This window comes from Flavobacterium faecale, assembly GCF_003076455.1.
In the GTDB taxonomy this organism is placed as follows: domain Bacteria; phylum Bacteroidota; class Bacteroidia; order Flavobacteriales; family Flavobacteriaceae; genus Flavobacterium; species Flavobacterium faecale.
On record NZ_CP020918.1, the window covers coordinates 1,932,748 to 1,949,680 of the forward strand.

The window sequence follows — 16,933 nt, forward strand, 5'->3', positions numbered from 1 at the left end:
ATAATAAAGTGGTCCAAAAATAAGGATTAAAATTGAGTCGTATAGTTTTTTAACCAAATATGCATCATAAACAACGGCATGATATACGGCAATAAGCGGCTATCTCCTTGTTGAAAGCTATGAATCAGTTTGGTACTGTCAATATGTTCAAAATACGGCATTCGAAAAAGATCACTTTTTGCAAAATCATTCATTTCATCTTTAAAAGCCGGGGTTTGCAACAAATATGTATTCCAAGGAGTACTGAGTCCCACTTTTTTGAAAAAGAGAATTTCTTGAGGCAATCGATCTTGCATAGCTGTTTTTAAAATATACTTGCCTTTTTTTCCAGTAAACAGCCATTTATCATCTAGAGATCCTAGGCCGGCAATGAGACGTTGATCCAAAAAAGGTTCTCTGCATTCAATGGAAGCACCCATCGTTGTGCGGTCGTTTCTATTTAAAAGGGACTGCATATAGGTATGTTGATCGAAATAAAGCGCTTGTCGTTGCAGACTATTAGGGTAGAGTAGCGCTGCCTCGTTGAGTATTTTTTTTCGAAAATCATTTTTAGGTTCTTGGCTAATCCCAAAGGTTGCGGCAATATCTTTTGGGTAAATATTCGAGCCGTTGTAGGAAATTAAATCCTGCGGGTTGGTAATTTGTGAGTAGCGAATTAATTTTTCGTATCGAGGGTTGTTTTTAAACAATCCGGCTTGACCAATGGTACTGATCATTTGCAGCAACCATGGTTTTTTGAGTGCTTTGTAGCGTACATAGCCACCCATAAGTTCGTCCGCACCTTCGCCCGAGAGCAAGACTTTTACCTTGGAATGTGCCAACTGCGAGATGCGTAGCAAATGGGGTTCGTTGAGGTGCATTAAGGGTTCGTCTTGAAAATAAGTGGCTTCGATCAAACTGTCAAACAAAGAATTATCCTCTACTTGCATCGTGTTGAAATGGTACCCGTATTGATCGGATAGCATTTTAGCCAAATGCGATTCATTGTGTTGTGCTTCTTTGAAACCAATATTAAAAGTTTCGATGTTTTTGAAGTCCTGATATTTTAAAGAAGCAAGTGTTGATGATGAGTCGAGACCGCCGCTCAGCAGCACACCCACAGGTATGTCACTCACCATGCGCAAGCGTACCGAGTCATCAAAAGTTTCTTTGAACCACGAAATGGGATCCTTAATTATAGGTTGATTTTGAATGGCAGTGGTTAAGTCCCACCATTTTTCATGAGTAACTTTACCTGACTGTGCAATAGTCATGACGTGCCCAGGTAATACTTCTTTAATATTTTGGTATAATGTATTTTCGCCTGCTACAAAACGATTAAAAATATATTCTTCGAGACCGTCGGAATCTATTTTTAAGGGAATGCCAGCCGTGAACAATGCTTTTTGCTCTGAAGCGAAATAGAAACTCTCATTATGAAAAGCATAATATAAAGGTTTCACACCCATTCGATCCCGTACGAGCGTTAGCTTTTTTTCAACAGTATCCCAAATTACAAAGGCAAACATTCCGTTTAACTTGGGTAGCATCTTCAAGCCTTCTTTTCGAAACAACTGGAGTAAAACCTCTGTGTCCGATTTTGTTTTTAAGGTATAGCCATCCGCCTGCAATTCGGGGTAGAAATCTTTGTAATTGTATATTTCGCCATTAAAGACCATGACATATCGTTTGTCATCAGACACAAAAGGTTGGTGTCCCGCGGCAGAAGTATCTATAATAGAAAGACGTCTTTGACCAAGTCCGATAGTATTTGCTATAAAAATGCCCTTATCATCCGGACCACGATGCGCAAGTGAATCGCGCATTTGCGTCAGAATCCTTTGGTCAACTGTCTTAGAAGTTTGAAAATGTAATATTCCGTTGATGCCGCACATAGTTTGTTACAGTTTTTGAGCTTTGTCAATTAGCTCATGGTATTTTTGAGCAATGAGTGTCATATTGGTCGCATAGTTTCCTACCGCTTTTACTTTTTGTTGATTAATTGCAATAGCGTTTATGCGATGCAAATGATCATTATAGGTTGTTATGAGCGTATTGGCAAGCGCTTGATAATCATCAACGGGTACCAAAGCACCATTGATTTGAGGCGAAATCCACTCGCGGTTACCTTCAATGTCAGATACAATTGGGTAACAACCACTTGCCATAGCTTCAAACAAGGAAGCCGAAACCCCCTCGGTATTGGGCATGCTGAGGTAAAAGTTGGCCTGTTGTAGCAATGCAGGTAGTGCGTTATAAGGCATTCGACCCAAAAAACGAACCTTTTGATCGATTTTTAAGTCAATTGTTAGTTGCTTTAGATCTTCCAATGCATATCCATCGCCTACAAATGTAAGTTCAAAATCATGTCCTTGATCGTGTAGTAATCCAAATGCTTTTATGATGGTTTCGTGTCGATATTCATTGGTCAAGGATCGAGTTACAATTGCTTTTATTTTCGAAAATGAAACAGTTGATTTCGAATAAAATGCAGCTACATCAATACCTTTTGGTAGCACCATTACTTTTGATAAATCGACCTTGGCAGTAATCATAGCGGGTAACATCACTGATCCCCATGCGTGGATAAGGACTGCATTTTTGAAAGCATACTGTTGTAATACTTTCTTCAACGGATAGGTAAACGAGTGGATTGGCCACAAATCAGTGATACCTTGTTGCGCGATTACGGCCATTGGAGCCTGTGAAACCGTAGCCAAAAAACCATAGCTCGTAGTGCGTTCTGCGATAACGAGATCAGGTTTTTCTTTTCGAATAATTTTATTGACGCGATATAGGGCAGTTGTAAATTCTAATAAGCGTGCAATTCTATTAAAAAACGAGTTGGAGGGTGTTTTTAGCTCCCAAGTCATCAGTTCAAAATCCCCAAATTCTTCCAAGCCTTTTCTCCATGTGATGGCGTCGGCTCGGTAGGTTTCGCCCAAAAAAAGTATTTTTCTTTTTTTCATGGATTGGTATTAGAACTCTTCGTCTGCAGTCAAAGCACGGTTCATGAAATCATTCAATGGTTTTAAAAGAATCAGTTTTTGACTCATTTTCGAAACGAAATCTTTTTCAGTGATTTCAGTGATTTCGAATTTTTGCATCACTTCAAAACTTTTTAGTTTTAGTAATTCAATGGCAGGGTGCTCTTTGTCATAACCTCTCGGTGGATTTTTAAGGCAGCTTTTTTCATTTCGAGCAAAAGTACCAAACTCTTTTTTGAAGGTTTTGTTTTCGATAATAGCCTCAAGATCCTCATGAAAAAAGGCGATTTCCTTACGCACCTTTTTCAAATCATCGGCTAGTGGCGCATAGAATCCACCGGCAATAAAGCTCGCGCCACGTTCTATATGTACATAGTAGCCCGCGCGGTTGTTGCCTTTGGTTCCAGATGATAACCAAACACCCATATGCGATTTGTAAGGAGATTTATCCTTAGAAAAGCGAATATCGCGATTGATTCGAAACGTACAGTTTTTTATTTCTAGCAATTCCAACGAAGGATCAAGCGGCTTCATAGCGTCTAAAAAAGCACCCACAAGTTTGTGATAGTCTTTTTTAAACAGCTCATATCGCTTTTTGTTTTCGTGAAACCACTCCCTGTTATTATTGGTTTTTAAATCGTCTAAAAATATAAGGCTCTCTGTTGATAGCATAATAGTGTACGTCTTAATTGATTTAGTTTTTATTGCTTTTTAGACCTTCGGCACTCCATTGCAGGAATCCACCATCAAGTTCAATGATATTCGTGAAACCAAGTTCAGCTAGTTTACTGCAGGCTTTTTTACTACGTCCACCGCTTCTACAATAGACATAAACGGGTTTGGTTTTGTCTAATTTTTGAGCATCGGCTTCAAAAGTAGTTCCGGTCCAATTTATATTGGTGGCATTGACAAGGTGTTCACTTTCAAATTCTTCTGGCGTTCGCACATCAATAAGTTGTGGTTTTTCGGTATTTGCGATTTCTTTTTGAAATTCTTGTGCTGCGACAGTTTTTTGATTTTGAGCATTTTGTCCATTGCATGATAAAAACAGGGCAGAGGTGAATATGAAAAATAAGATTTTGATTTTCATTTATAATATTATTTTGAGTTATAGTTGGTGCTAAATTAAGTAATTTATTAGGAGTACAAATCAGCTTACATGGATTTATAATTATTTTATTGGTTTTAAAATCATATCACAAGTTTTATTTTTAAATAAGATTATATTTATTTTTATATAAAATAAAAGTATTTAGTCGTTATAAATTGCAATTTATCGGTTATAATGTTAAATTGCGGTAGTCTGATAGATTGTTGGACTTCAGAACTTTACAAAAAGGAGTATGAAAATAAAATTACAATTTTTGAGTTTGCTGATGCTAGTTTTCTTCATTACCAATTGTGCAAATGATAAACAAGAGCAAAACAGTGACCAAACTAAGTCGATTGAAGAAAGGATAAATGAAGTATATGCCGAAGCAGAAGCCGAAACTGCACCCATGATGTCGGTTCAGGTTGCTAAGAAAAACACTAAAAAAGTCTATGTTCACTATATGCCATGGTTTTACAGTAAAGAGCATGATGGTTTTTGGGGACAGCAATGGACCATGACCAACAGAAATCCAGATTTATTTAACCAAGATGGTACCCGCCAAATTGCGTCACATTATTATCCCTTAATCGGGCCTTATTCATCAAACGATAGTGATTTGCAAGAATATCATCTTCTTTTAATGAAATTATCAGGTATTGACGGGGTCATATTTGATTGGTACGGCAGCCGAAATGTTCATGATTTTGAAAATATCAAAAAAAGTACCGAATCGTTTATTTCTGAAGTCGAAGAGGTAGGTTTGAAATTTTCGATCATGTATGAAGATAAAACAACACAGTATTTGACTGATAGAAGAGTTTCTAGCGGAAGCATTGCCGCAGCAACAGCCGATTTACAGTATATTTCTAAACGTTATTTTCCGAGTAAAAATTATTTAACAGCCAATAACAAAAAACTAGTATTCCTATTTGGTCCTAATTATATTGATGATCCAGCAGATTGGGATTTAATAGCGTCTGGGCTTAGTTTCAAACCTACCTTTATGACCTTATGGAAAGCTAGTGACCGTGTAGGTGATACTGCTTATGGCGAATTCAGTTGGATCGATCGCAACCATCTAGAGACTTTGAACGGTTATTATGAGTATGCCAAGCTAAAGAATATTGTAACTATTGGAGGGGCATATCCTGGTTTTAATGACTATTATTTTGAAGGCGGTTGGAGACCAGATACTAGCCAAGATTGGACCATTGATCAAAACGGTACCCAAACACTTGAGCAAACATTGGCACTAAGCAATTCGTACCCTGTTGAATTTATTCAGTTAATCACTTGGAACGATTTTGGTGAAGGGACAATGATTGAACCAACCAAAGAATTTGGATATAGTTCACTTGAAACTATTCAAGAATTCACCGGTGTGCCGTATGGCAAATCTGAATTAGAGATACCTTATAAATTGTACCAACTTCGAAAAAAGTATCAAGACAGTCCAAGAATTCAGAGACTACTAGATTATGCTTACCGATCTATTTATGCTTTGAAATTGTCTAAAGCAGATCGCGTTTTAACCATCATTGAAGAATATTACGGAGACTAAAAAGTTTTCTTTTCGAAATTATTTTAGCTCAAACATTTGATAGGATTGATGTGTTGATTTCACAATAGCTTCTGTACGCTCCGGATGCGTGTCTGAGATAAAGAGTTGTCCAAAGGCATCACTGTTAACCATTTCTACAATTTTCGATACACGACTTTCATCCAATTTATCAAAAATATCATCAAAGAGTAATACAGGTTTGACACCGCTTTGTTTTTTTAGAAAATCAAACTGAGCAAGCTTCAAAGCAATCAAATACGATTTTTGCTGTCCTTGCGAACCAAATTTCTTAATCGGGTGATGGTCAATTTCGAATAATAAATCGTCTTTGTGTATACCTACACTCGTGTACTGTAGGGCACGATCTTTATTTATGTTTTTTTCAAGCAGGCTTTGTAGGTCACTCTCATGCAAATGACTTTCGTACACCAATTGCACTTGTTCTTCTGATCCAGTAATAGCTTGGTGGTGGACATTAAATATAGGTAGAAATTCTGAAATAAATTCTTTCCTTTTTTCGAAAATGTAAGTGCTATACCCATCCAACTGCTCGTTATAGATTGCCAAAGTATCTTTTTCGAATACATGATTGAGCGCAAAATATTTCAATAGGGCATTACGCTGTACAATCGTTTTTTGATACAAAATTAGTTGTTTCAAATAATCACTATCCAATTGCGAGATCACACTGTCCATAAATTTACGACGGGTTTCACTTCCTTCAATAATAAGGTCACGATCTGCCGGTGAAATAATCACCAAAGGGATAAAACCAATGTGGTCTGAGAATTTATCGTAAGCTTTACCGTTTCGCTTTAATACTTTTTTCTGGCCTTTTTTCAAACTGCAAACCAATTGCTCGGTGCGATCCTCCTTTATAAATTCGGCATCAATCACAAAGAATTCTTCTCCATGTTTAATATTTTGTACTGCCAAAGGATTAAAATAGCTTTTTCCGTAGGCTAAATGATAAATAGCGTCCAAAACAGTTGTTTTTCCGATGCCATTTTTACCTACAAAACAAATAATCTTGCCTTCAAACTCAAAATTAGCTTCAGAAAAATTTTTATAATTGAAAAGGGAAATCTTTTTTAAATACATTCTGAGGGAATTCTAATTGATAGTGAGGAGGTTACTGTTTTTGACTGCTATTTTAAAAGCGGGTGCAAATTATCGAAAATTATTGATAAAATCTCTTTTTGCTCAGGATTAACAATCGTTGAGCCAAAGTTTGTTACGGTTTCCCGAAAATAAAGGGCTTGTTTTTTTAATTTAATTATAAAAAGCTTATTTTTTTGCGTGAGTTTGAATAAAAATTTTATTTTTGCGGTTCACTAAATTTAATTGAAATGGCTACCTATAATAAAAGAGGATATAAAACACCAAAAGAAAAAGAAGTTAAAGACGCTGTTGAAGACGTAATCATTGATGAAAAAGACAGTACTACTGCTGAGGTTTTTTCAAAATTAGATGAAACAGCTTCTAAAACGGAAGACTGGGTTGCCAAAAATCAAAAAATTATTATTGGTTTTGTTGGTGCTGTAGCTTTGGTTACTGTTGGTTATTTAGCGTATCAAAAATTTATTGCAGAGCCTAAACAAGACGATGCTGCCAACGAAATGTTTGTTGCGCAACAAAATTTTGAAAAAGCAACAAATGGAGTTGCTAGTGATTCACTTTACAAATTGGCCTTAAACGGATCTGAAGGTAAATTTGGATTTGTAAAAATTGCTGATGAATATTCTGGTACAGATGCAGGAAACTTAGCAAACTACTATGCAGGTATCGCTTACTTGAATACAGGTAAATATGCAGAAGCTATTGACTATTTGAGCAAATTTAGCTCAGATGATATGATCTTGAGTGCTTTGGCAAAAGGTGCAATTGGAGATGCACATGCAGAAAAAAATGAGCAAGAAGATGCTTTGTCTTTTTATGTAAAAGCGGCAGAATCTAATAAAAACGACTTCACTACACCACGTTTCTTGTTGAAAGCAGGAAAAACAGCTTTGGCTTTGGGTAAAAAAGAAGATGCTTTGAAATACTTTACAGATATTAAAGAGAACTACGAAAACACTCCAGAAGGAGCTTCAGTAGAGGCTTTGATCGGATTGGCACAATAACAATAATTGTTTAATTTGAACGAGTAATTATGGCAACTGAAAATAGAAATTTATCTGTTTACGATAAAAGTACGCTACCAAATGCGAAAGATTTTCGTTTTGGCGTAGTGGTATCAGAATGGAATGAGCAAATTACAGAAGGTTTGTATAAAGGAGCTTTAGAAGCTTTTTTGGATAACGAAGTACCAGAAGCAAATATCATTCGTTGGAATGTTCCAGGAAGTTTTGAGTTGGTTTACGGAAGTAAAAAAATGTTACAAACTCAAAACGTTGATGCTGTGATCGCTATTGGTTGCGTGATTCAAGGACAAACCAAGCACTTTGATTTTGTTTGCGAGGGTGTGACACAAGGAATTAAAGACTTGAATGTACAGTCGGATATTCCGGTTATTTTCTGCGTTTTAACAGATAATACACAGCAACAATCTATTGATAGAAGTGGAGGTATTCACGGAAACAAAGGTACTGAAGCGGCTATTGCTGCAATCAAAATGGCTTATATTCGTCAGCAAGCCTCTTTGGCACACGAATACAAAAAGCCAGCAATGTTGTCTTCTGGACAATTACAAATAGATAACGAGCCTCTGAAAATAGAGGAGTAAAAAATTATAACTATTTCAATAATAAACCTATACCGTAATAATTTACAGTGTAGGTTTTTTGTTTTATTTATGATAGTGGATCTTCTATAAGCCCACTTAATTTTCTTAAATTTGACCTTTTAATCAACAAATCCGAAATAAATTTCAATGTCTAGTATTATCCAATTGCTTCCTGATCATGTTGCCAACCAAATTGCCGCTGGAGAAGTTGTTCAAAGGCCGGCTTCAGTAGTAAAGGAATTGTTGGAAAACGCAGTAGACGCCAAAGCAACAGATATCAAATTAATCATCAAAGATGCCGGAAAAGCATTGGTGCAAGTGATTGATAATGGGCAAGGAATGAGTGTCACCGACGCGCGTTTGTGTTTTGAACGTCACGCTACGTCCAAGATTCGATTGGCCGAAGATTTGTTTGCACTTGGAACCAAAGGTTTCCGTGGTGAGGCACTTGCGTCTATTGCTGCGATTGCGCACATGGAGATGAAAACCAAGCAAGAGCAAGACGAGTTAGGAACCCAAATCGTGATCGAAGGCAGTAAGTTTGTCTCGCAAGAAGCAGCTGTTTTGCCGAAAGGAACATCGTTTGCTGTAAAGAATTTATTTTTTAATATTCCGGCTCGACGTAATTTTTTAAAGTCAGATACGGTGGAATACCGTCATATTGTAGATGAATTTCAGCGTGTTGCCTTGGCGCATCCTTCGATTCATTTTACGTTTTATCATAATGGTAGCGAAATGTTTAATTTGCCTATATCGACGCTAAGGCAACGAGTGGTCAATGTTTTTGCGGGTAAAACCAATGAGAAATTGGTACCCGTACAAGAAACTACCGATATAGTGACCATTCAAGGTTTTGTCAGCAAGCCCGAATTTGCCAAAAAAGGTAGGGGAGAGCAGTTCTTCTTTGTCAATGATCGTTTTATAAAAAGTGGCTATTTGCATCATGCAATTATGGCTGCCTATGACGGAATTTTGAAAGACGGGGCACAACCTAGTTATTTTTTATACCTCGATGTGCCGCCAAGTGCCATTGATATCAATATTCATCCTACCAAAACAGAAATTAAATTTGATGATGAGCATGCGATGTACGCTATTTTGAGAGCGTCTATCAAGCACAGTTTAGGTCAGTTTAATATCGCTCCAGTTTTGGATTTTGATCGTGATGCTAATCTCGATACGCCGTATGGCTTTAAAGATTTGCAAGGTGAAACACCAACGATTCAGGTCGATCGAACCTTTAATCCTTTTTCTGATGAAAGAGAGAATAAAAGTTATAACGGAGGCGGTAGTAGCACATCTTATAAAAAACCTCCTTCGACAGCCAATTGGGAAAGTTTGTATGTTGGACTAGAAAAAGAAGATGAATTTGTAGCTACAAGCGGAATCGAATTTGAAAACGAAATGGTTACCGGGTCTTTGTTCAATGATCAAGAGGTAGAGCAAACGGTACAAAATACCTATCAAATTCATCGTAAATATATTGTTTCGCCCATAAAATCGGGTATGGTAATCGTCGACCAGCAGCGAGCGCATCAAAGAGTGTTGTATGAGCAGTTTTTGACCAATATGACCGTCAATCAAGCTTCTAGCCAACAATTGCTTTTTCCATTAGAACTGTATTTTTCGAGTACAGAAATGGAGCTTATTGCAGAACTAAAATTGTCTTTGGTGAATACTGGGTTCATATTTGACGATTCGTATGCGGAGCACGTGGTAATCAACGGAATTCCTGTCAATGTGGTCGAAAGCGAGGTTTCTATTTTATTGGAACAATTGTTGAGCGATCTTCAAGATGGTATTCCAGAGAATAGTTTTAGTCAAAACGATTCTATAGCCAAATCAATGGCCAGAAGTTTGGCAGTCAAAACAGGAACTTCTTTGACAATCAAAGAACAAGAAAATTTAGTAAACGGACTCTTTGCTTGCAAAGATCCTAATGTATCCCCTTTTCAAAAACCAACTTTCATCACCATGCGTGTGGAAGATATAGATAAAAAATTTGCAGTATGAGAAATGTAACTGAAACAGTAAAACAATTAATAATAATCAATGTCTTGTTTTTTATTGGGACAACGATTGTTGGTGATCCCGCCTATAAATTTTTGGCTATGTTTTTCCCCGAAAATCAAGATTTTAGAGGATGGCAGATAATTACACACATGTTCATGCATGGAGGATTGATGCATATCTTCTTCAATATGTTTGCCTTGTATTCTTTCGGTTCTGCTTTAGAGCATTTCTGGGGAGGTAAAAAGTTTTTGTTTTTCTACATATCATGTGGGTTAGGTGCCGCAGCATTGCACACTGCAATCAATTACTATTACTACCAAGAAGCTTTAGATATTATAACGGCGAACGGTTTTAATAAGGCAGATGTAGTAGCACTTTTAAACCAAGGAAAAATTAATACACAATGGAAAGAGATTCTGACTGTAACGCAATTTAACGATTTTACAAGTGCATTTGGTGGGGTTATGGTAGGTGCGTCAGGAGCAATTTATGGTGTTATTGTGGCTTTTGCTTTCATGTTTCCTGAAGCAGAATTGTCACTGATGTTTGTACCAATTCCAATCAAAGCAAAGTATTTTGTACCTGGATTGGTTTTAATTGATTTATACATGGGAGTTTCGGGCCAATCTCTTTTTGGAGGATCTGGCGGAGGTGGTATAGCCCATTTTGCTCACGTAGGTGGTGCTCTGTTTGGCTTCTTGATTATGTGGTACTGGAAGAAAAATCAATTTAACGGAAATCGTTGGAACTAGTTTTTAGGAATTAATTCAAAATAGAAATGAACATATTAGAAGATTTAAAGTTACAATACAAAATTGGGGGCATTGCGCATCAGTTGATTTACTGGAATGTAGGTTGTTTTTTGGTGTCATTGATTTTATTTTATCAATCGCAAATAGGTGATTTTGATTTTCCTTTTTGGATCGCATTAAAGACTGATCCAACGCCATTTTTGTATGCGCCATGGACTTTTTTGACCTATGCCTTTTTTCATGATGGTGTCTTGCATTTGTTCTTTAACATGATGGTCCTTAACTTTTCGAGTCAATTGTTTTTAACCTATTTTACACAAAAACAATTTTTGGGATTGTATTTTCTTTCTGCTATTTTTGCAGGATTCGTGTTTGTAGGGAGTTATTATTTTTTGAATGTTAGTTCGGGTATTGTTGGAGCTTCGGCGGCTATTATGGCTATTTTGGTGGCGGCAACAACGTACCAACCCCTTATGAACGTGCGATTGATGTTGATAGGTAATGTTAAATTATGGCACATCACAGCCGTTATTTTAATCATGGACCTAATGCAATTTCGATTAGGGAATACAGGTGGTCATATATCACATCTTTCTGGTGCCTTTTTTGGTTTTGTATTTTTCAAAATGCTTCAAAATGGTTACGATCTAAGTATGCCTGTAACGGCAGTGATTGACTTTTTTTCTAATTTGTTTCGAAAATCAAATAAAACGCCTTTTAAGAAAGTGCATAAAAATTATACAAAACCGGTCGAAAAACCCACAGCTAGGGTTGTAACCAAAGATAAATCGCAACAACAGATTGATGAAATCTTAGATAAAATTAGTCAATCAGGTTATGATAGTTTGACAAAGGACGAGAAAGAATTTTTGTTTAAAGTAGGGAAATAAGGAGGTTGTCAATAATTTGCCTATTTTTAATATAATATAGAGGTTTTCATACCGAATAAATAATGATATGAAAAAACTTTCGTGGTTCAATAGAGGAGCTTTTTTTTTAAATATAGTACTAACAGTAATCACGTTTGTTGCTTACATTTTGCCGTTTTTAGCGCCAAGAATGTTTCCAATTCTCTCGGTGTTAACGTTGTTTATGCCTGCGTTTTTTGTGGCTAACGCACTGTTCTTTTTGTTTTGGATGATTCAGTTCAAAAAAAGAATGGTATTGTCTGGTCTTGTCTTATTGATGGGGATTACTTTTATCACCAAATTCTATAAATTCTCTACCAAAGAATATCCTGAAGACGAGAAGGACTTTTTGGTGATGAGCTACAATGTACGTTTGCTTAATCTCTTTAAATGGCAAGATAAAGATGATGTGCCAGAAGATATTTTAGCTTTTATAAACGAAAAGAATCCAAATATTTTATGCATTCAAGAATTTTCTCAAGGAGCCAATATCGACCTGAAAATCTATCCGTACAAATATATCTATATGACGGGGGACAAAATTAAAACGGGTCAAGCTATTTTTTCGAAATTCCCAATTATTGATCAAGGAAATATTGTATTCCCAAAGTCCAATAACAACGTTATTTATGCTGACATCAAGAAAGGAAAAGATATCATACGTGTGTACAACATGCACCTGCAGTCGATCAAAATCTCACCAGATGTGAATGAGATTAATGATAACATTGACGCCATGAATCAAGGTAAGTCGCAGATGATGTTGTTTAGAATTAGTAAAGCTTTCAAGCAACAGCAGGACCAAGCAGAGATTTTAAAAGAGCACAAAAGACTATGTAAATATCCCGTAATCATTTGTGGTGACATGAATAATAGTGCTTTTTCTTATGTGTATAGAAACATAAAGGGGAACCTAAAAGATACTTTTGAAGAAGCGGGTAGTGGCTTTGGAAAAACATATAAATTCAAATATTATCCTGCTCGAATAGATTATATTTTTGTAGATCAAAATATGCAAGTAAAGGCTTTCGAAAATTTTTCAGATTTTGATAATTCCGATCATTATCCTATTATGGCTAAGATTGCTTTTGATTAATTGGTTCGAATGTTATTTTTCGAAAATCATATTGATAGCTGTCCACTCGCTGTCTTTGTAGATTGTAGTACTTGTTTTGGACGGATTTACTTTGAATCCTGAGTTTTCATAACATCGTATTGCAGCAGTATTCCAATCGTAAACATTGAGTTCAATTTGGTCTACTTTAAGCGTTTCTAAACAATAATTAGTTAGTTTTTGTATGATTGCTTTGCCTAGGCCTTGACCTCGTGCAATAGGATCTGCTATTAAGATACGGCAAAGTTTTGCGGTAATTGGCTTTTCGCAAAAAATTTCTGCGTGACCAATGACTAGTTGCGTTTGGGTATTTGTAATTTTAAAAGCTTGAGTGTTTTCTATCTTTACATACGCAGCTAGTTGCTCATGCGTGACCGGATAGGTGAAAAGCGTCCCACAAAATTGAAGCATCATTTCTTCACTTTCAATCCAATCAATAAATCGCTGGAAGTCTACCGTAGTAAATTTTTCAATTTGAATCATGGTTCAAAATTTGTATTTTAAAGGAAATAAATTGAAAAGTCATTAAGCTAGAAGCGTACCACACTTACTTATCTAATATTTAGAACTTCTAGTACGATTTAAAAATAGTACCTATCACAATGTTTATACTAAATGGATATTTATGGAAGAATTAGCTGCTGATTTTTGACGTAATCGATGGTAAATTTACCTTCGTTAAAAAGAAGATCTAAGACGCTAAGATTATTTATAAAACCAAATTTGTCATCAAAAACTTGTTGGTACGGTTCAAATGCAGAGCTATCTTTTTTACCATTGGCTAGAAAACGAAAATCTTTGTTTTTTGTAGCATCTAGTTCATGAAAATATTCTGTTGTGGTGGTGTAAGACAGTTTGATTCGCAAACACTTTGTCAATAAATCAAGGACTTCAAAATTTAGGTCAATTAAAAATTTATGTTTTTTTTCGAAAAAAGGAGCAATGTCATCTTGAAAATATTCAAAAAAAGGGGAACCTCTATATGCTGCTTCTAAGGATTTGAAGTGTTGTTTTTGCCAATCAAATTCACCATCGATAATGATTTCTTTGGTTTTTTGTCGACTATCTTTTGAGTGTTTAACAGGAATATTGAGTAACTGAAGTCCGTTTGGGCTATAAATATAGGTACGGTTTCTGTTGGTTTGTTTTTGAAAATTATCTTCTACCTCAAACACAAGATTATCTGCCTGCATCATGGCCGAAAAATGACTGATGGAAGGGAAATAAGTGGGAAGTAGTAGCGTATTCATCTGGAAACGGTATGTTTATTATTTTAAATGCGGTATTGAATTCTAGAAAACTAGCACGTTATACGTGAATATTGTACAGAAGAGTCGGCAGAAAAACCCTCAGCTAGGTGTGGCAATAGCACAACCTAGCCAGAATTTGTAAAGGCCCGATTGCAATCGGGAGCCCAAAATGTTTTCTAGATATCGTCGTTAGTTTTTCTTTTTTTATAAAAATACTCACCAACAAAATAAAGAACCAATAGGCCTAAGAAATATTTAAAGTAGGATTGTGGTTGTCCTTCTCCACTAACAGTAGTGAATACACGGTCCCAACGAATACTCCAATTTTTGATACCCTCATTAATTCCTTTGATACTCATCCAGATGAAAACAGGTTTCCCTACGATGTGATCTGCAGGAACAAATCCCCAATAACGGCTGTCTTCAGAGTTGTGGCGGTTGTCACCCATCATCCAATAGTAATCTTGTTTAAAAGTATAAGTAGTTACCACTTGACCATTCAGTCTAATTTCGTTTCCAGTTACTTTAAGATCGTTTGCGGTACCGTCATCATTTTTCTCATAAGTTTTGATGATGCGTTCGTAAAAAGGAAGTGATTCCAAAGTCAAAGGGACTGTTTTTCCTGCTTGCGGAATGTAGATTGGACCAAAGTTATCTCTATTCCATTTATGAATATGAGGAAAAATACCTTCTTCAACTCCTCTAGCAACAACTTGCTTAACGGCTGTAACACCAGGAGTGTTTTTTAAAACCGCAGCACTAGCTTCGGTAAGCGCTCTAAAATACACCGTATCGCGGGATTGTTCGTCTCTGAAACCAGCTCCATCTGTAATGTCTAATTCGCTTAGTAATTTTTCGAAATCAATAGGAGTTTTTCCATCAATTGCAACGGCATAAGAAAATTGTGGCTTGGCTCTTTCAGGCATGGCCAATACTTTTCCGTCAATGTAAACGATACCATCTTTGATAGAAAGGTTGTCACCCGGTACACCTACGCATCTTTTAACGTAATTGGATTCCTTGTCAACTGGTTTGATTACACCTGGACGACCTTTTGGCTCAAAAAAGTAATGCACGGTATCTACAGGCCAGTTAAAAACGACAATGTCTGTTCGGTTTACTTTCTCTATTCCTGGCAACCTCATATAAGGTAATTGTGGGAAGTCTAAGTATGATTTTCTTTTGGTTGCTGGTATGGAATCATGCACCATCGGTAGGGCAACTGTTGTCATTGGTACTCTAGCACCATAATTTACCTTGCTTACAAAAAGGAAATCTCCGATTAGCAATGATTTTTCAAGTGATGATGTAGGGATTGTATAAGGTTGAACAAAATAAGTATGTACAATGGTAGCTACTACAATGGCAAATAATAATGAACTTACGGTATCGGCTGTTTTGTTTTCGGCAAGAAGACTTCTATCTTTTATATAATCCAATTTCTCAGTGTAGTTCACATATCCTACATATAATCCGCAGGTAACAATGGCAAGTATGCTGTCAAGTGTGCTGCGTTTTCCGAAACTGCGTAACGTTTCGACCCAGATTACTGGAAACATGATAAGGTTGATGATTGGAATAAATAATAAAACAGTCCACCAACTAGGGCGTCCTATAATCTTCATTAAAACAATTGCGTTGTAAACAGGTACAGCGGCTACCCATTTGTTGTGTCCTGCAGCTTCGTACATCTTCCAAGTGGCTACAAAGTGCACTACTTGTATAAAAAGAAAAAACACAAACCATTGAAATAGTGTCATAATTAATTTTTTAAAGTGGCTAGAGCAAGAAAAGCATGGCTCTAAAATTCAGAACTGTTATTTAATATTCAATACGTCTTTCATTGTGTAAACGCCTTGTTTTCCGGCAAGCCATTCTGCTGCAACAACCGCACCAAAAGCAAATCCTTCACGTGTGTGAGCAGTATGTTTGATTTCGATACTATCTACATCTGAGTTATAGTTGACAGTATGTGTCCCAGGAACTTCATCCAGACGAACGGCTTCAATATGTATTTCGTTTTCTTTCGCTTCATCAAGTGTCCACTTGGTGTAGTTGCTGTTTTCGATCACCCCTTTGGCCAATGATATTGCAGTTCCACTTGGTGCATCAAGTTTATGAATGTGGTGAATCTCTTCCATGCTCACGTTGTAACTGTCTAGAGTCGACATCATTTTGGCTAAATAATTATTCAACTCAAAAAAGATATTTACACCAAGACTAAAGTTAGAACTTGAAATAAAACCTCCATTTTGATCTTTGCACAAAGCAATCATTTCGTCATAATGTTCTAGCCAACCCGTTGTTCCAGAAACTACAGGTACTTTGGCACGAAAAGAATGTGAAATATTGTCTACGGCAGCCATTGGTACGCTAAAGTCAATCGCAACGTCTGCAGTTTCTAGTCCTTCATAGGTATTAAATTCGTCTTTTTTCAAAACGATTTCATGTCCTCTTTCCAAAGCAATTCTTTCGATTACTTGACCCATTTTTCCGTATCCTAAAAGTGCAATTTTCATCTGTTCTATGGTATAAATTAAAAACACAAAAG

General features: G+C 36.4%; 16 protein-coding genes. 7 read left to right on the forward strand and 9 right to left on the reverse strand.

Annotation, left to right across the window (positions count from 1 at the left end; genetic code table 11):
* Positions 1 to 26: 26 nt before the first annotated feature.
* From asnB to FFWV33_RS08525, 4 genes are read right to left on the reverse strand one after another with little or no spacing between them, the layout of a single operon-like run.
* A complete protein-coding gene (asnB, locus tag FFWV33_RS08510; RefSeq protein WP_108740505.1) occupies positions 27 to 1,874 on the reverse strand; it encodes an asparagine synthase (glutamine-hydrolyzing) in 1,848 nt (615 codons plus the stop codon).
* Between the two features lie 6 nt (positions 1,875 to 1,880).
* Positions 1,881 to 2,948 carry a glycosyltransferase family 4 protein gene (locus FFWV33_RS08515; RefSeq protein WP_108740506.1) on the reverse strand — a complete coding sequence of 356 codons (1,068 nt, stop codon included), beginning with the start codon at positions 2,946 to 2,948 and terminating at the stop codon, positions 1,881 to 1,883.
* A 9-nt stretch (positions 2,949 to 2,957) separates the two neighbouring features.
* Positions 2,958 to 3,638, reverse strand: a complete 681-nt coding sequence (locus tag FFWV33_RS08520) for a DUF2461 domain-containing protein (protein WP_108740507.1) — start codon at positions 3,636 to 3,638, stop codon at positions 2,958 to 2,960.
* A gap of 22 nt (positions 3,639 to 3,660) precedes the next feature.
* Positions 3,661 to 4,056, reverse strand: a complete 396-nt coding sequence (locus tag FFWV33_RS08525; protein ID WP_108740508.1) for a rhodanese-like domain-containing protein — start codon at positions 4,054 to 4,056, stop codon at positions 3,661 to 3,663.
* 253 nt (positions 4,057 to 4,309) lie between these two features.
* Between FFWV33_RS08525 and FFWV33_RS08530 the strand changes: the two genes are divergently transcribed.
* Positions 4,310 to 5,620 carry a glycoside hydrolase family 99 protein gene (locus FFWV33_RS08530; RefSeq protein WP_108740509.1) on the forward strand — a complete coding sequence of 437 codons (1,311 nt, stop codon included), beginning with the start codon at positions 4,310 to 4,312 and terminating at the stop codon, positions 5,618 to 5,620.
* A gap of 18 nt (positions 5,621 to 5,638) precedes the next feature.
* On the opposite strand, the gene recF is transcribed toward FFWV33_RS08530, so the two are convergent.
* Positions 5,639 to 6,721, reverse strand: a complete 1,083-nt coding sequence (gene recF, locus FFWV33_RS08535) for a DNA replication/repair protein RecF (RefSeq protein WP_108740510.1) — start codon at positions 6,719 to 6,721, stop codon at positions 5,639 to 5,641.
* A gap of 248 nt (positions 6,722 to 6,969) precedes the next feature.
* On the opposite strand from recF, the gene FFWV33_RS08540 reads away from it, so the two are divergent.
* The 6 genes from FFWV33_RS08540 to FFWV33_RS08565 all read left to right on the forward strand — a co-directional run bounded on the left by FFWV33_RS08540 (position 6,970) and on the right by FFWV33_RS08565 (position 13,114).
* Entirely contained in the window at positions 6,970 to 7,743 is a 774-nt protein-coding gene (locus FFWV33_RS08540) for a tetratricopeptide repeat protein (RefSeq protein WP_108740511.1), read from the forward strand.
* 29 nt (positions 7,744 to 7,772) lie between these two features.
* Entirely contained in the window at positions 7,773 to 8,345 is a 573-nt protein-coding gene (ribH, locus tag FFWV33_RS08545) for a 6,7-dimethyl-8-ribityllumazine synthase (protein ID WP_108740512.1), read from the forward strand.
* Between the two features lie 147 nt (positions 8,346 to 8,492).
* Positions 8,493 to 10,358, forward strand: a complete 1,866-nt coding sequence (gene mutL / locus FFWV33_RS08550; RefSeq protein WP_108740513.1) for a DNA mismatch repair endonuclease MutL — start codon at positions 8,493 to 8,495, stop codon at positions 10,356 to 10,358.
* On the forward strand, positions 10,355 to 11,110 hold the full coding sequence (locus FFWV33_RS08555) for a rhomboid family intramembrane serine protease (protein ID WP_108740514.1): 756 nt from the start codon (positions 10,355 to 10,357) through the stop codon (positions 11,108 to 11,110). The genes mutL and FFWV33_RS08555 overlap by 4 nt, the downstream gene beginning before the upstream one ends.
* Positions 11,111 to 11,136: 26 nt before the next feature.
* On the forward strand, positions 11,137 to 12,000 hold the full coding sequence (locus tag FFWV33_RS08560; protein WP_108740515.1) for a rhomboid family intramembrane serine protease: 864 nt from the start codon (positions 11,137 to 11,139) through the stop codon (positions 11,998 to 12,000).
* A gap of 67 nt (positions 12,001 to 12,067) precedes the next feature.
* Complete coding sequence (locus FFWV33_RS08565) at positions 12,068 to 13,114, forward strand: endonuclease/exonuclease/phosphatase family protein (protein WP_108740516.1); 1,047 nt, start codon at positions 12,068 to 12,070, stop codon at positions 13,112 to 13,114.
* Between the two features lie 12 nt (positions 13,115 to 13,126).
* Here the strand turns inward: FFWV33_RS08565 and FFWV33_RS08570 are convergent, their stop codons facing one another.
* The 4 genes from FFWV33_RS08570 to dapB form a co-directional block, all read right to left on the reverse strand.
* A complete protein-coding gene (locus tag FFWV33_RS08570; RefSeq protein ID WP_108740517.1) occupies positions 13,127 to 13,615 on the reverse strand; it encodes a GNAT family N-acetyltransferase in 489 nt (162 codons plus the stop codon).
* A gap of 140 nt (positions 13,616 to 13,755) precedes the next feature.
* Entirely contained in the window at positions 13,756 to 14,382 is a 627-nt protein-coding gene (locus tag FFWV33_RS08575) for a WbqC family protein (protein WP_108740518.1), read from the reverse strand.
* Positions 14,383 to 14,558: 176 nt separating this feature from the next.
* Entirely contained in the window at positions 14,559 to 16,142 is a 1,584-nt protein-coding gene (gene lepB, locus FFWV33_RS08580; protein WP_108740519.1) for a signal peptidase I, read from the reverse strand.
* 57 nt (positions 16,143 to 16,199) lie between these two features.
* Positions 16,200 to 16,901: a 4-hydroxy-tetrahydrodipicolinate reductase gene (gene dapB / locus FFWV33_RS08585; RefSeq protein ID WP_108740520.1), complete on the reverse strand. Its 702-nt coding sequence runs from the start codon at positions 16,899 to 16,901 to the stop codon at positions 16,200 to 16,202.
* Positions 16,902 to 16,933 lie beyond the last annotated feature (32 nt).

Coding starts and splice junctions, on each gene's coding strand:
- FFWV33_RS08525 (WP_108740508.1), bottom strand. CDS start 4,056: ATGAAAATCAAAATCTTATTTTTCATATTCACCTCTGCCCTGTTTTTA.
- FFWV33_RS08560 (WP_108740515.1), top strand. CDS start 11,137: ATGAACATATTAGAAGATTTAAAGTTACAATACAAAATTGGGGGCATT.
- asnB (WP_108740505.1), bottom strand. CDS start 1,874: ATGTGCGGCATCAACGGAATATTACATTTTCAAACTTCTAAGACAGTT.
- lepB (WP_108740519.1), bottom strand. CDS start 16,142: ATGACACTATTTCAATGGTTTGTGTTTTTTCTTTTTATACAAGTAGTG.
- FFWV33_RS08575 (WP_108740518.1), bottom strand. CDS start 14,382: ATGAATACGCTACTACTTCCCACTTATTTCCCTTCCATCAGTCATTTT.
- FFWV33_RS08540 (WP_108740511.1), top strand. CDS start 6,970: ATGGCTACCTATAATAAAAGAGGATATAAAACACCAAAAGAAAAAGAA.
- FFWV33_RS08530 (WP_108740509.1), top strand. CDS start 4,310: ATGAAAATAAAATTACAATTTTTGAGTTTGCTGATGCTAGTTTTCTTC.
- FFWV33_RS08570 (WP_108740517.1), bottom strand. CDS start 13,615: ATGATTCAAATTGAAAAATTTACTACGGTAGACTTCCAGCGATTTATT.
- FFWV33_RS08565 (WP_108740516.1), top strand. CDS start 12,068: ATGAAAAAACTTTCGTGGTTCAATAGAGGAGCTTTTTTTTTAAATATA.
- FFWV33_RS08520 (WP_108740507.1), bottom strand. CDS start 3,638: ATGCTATCAACAGAGAGCCTTATATTTTTAGACGATTTAAAAACCAAT.
- recF (WP_108740510.1), bottom strand. CDS start 6,721: ATGTATTTAAAAAAGATTTCCCTTTTCAATTATAAAAATTTTTCTGAA.
- dapB (WP_108740520.1), bottom strand. CDS start 16,901: ATGAAAATTGCACTTTTAGGATACGGAAAAATGGGTCAAGTAATCGAA.
- FFWV33_RS08515 (WP_108740506.1), bottom strand. CDS start 2,948: ATGAAAAAAAGAAAAATACTTTTTTTGGGCGAAACCTACCGAGCCGAC.
- mutL (WP_108740513.1), top strand. CDS start 8,493: ATGTCTAGTATTATCCAATTGCTTCCTGATCATGTTGCCAACCAAATT.
- ribH (WP_108740512.1), top strand. CDS start 7,773: ATGGCAACTGAAAATAGAAATTTATCTGTTTACGATAAAAGTACGCTA.
- FFWV33_RS08555 (WP_108740514.1), top strand. CDS start 10,355: ATGAGAAATGTAACTGAAACAGTAAAACAATTAATAATAATCAATGTC.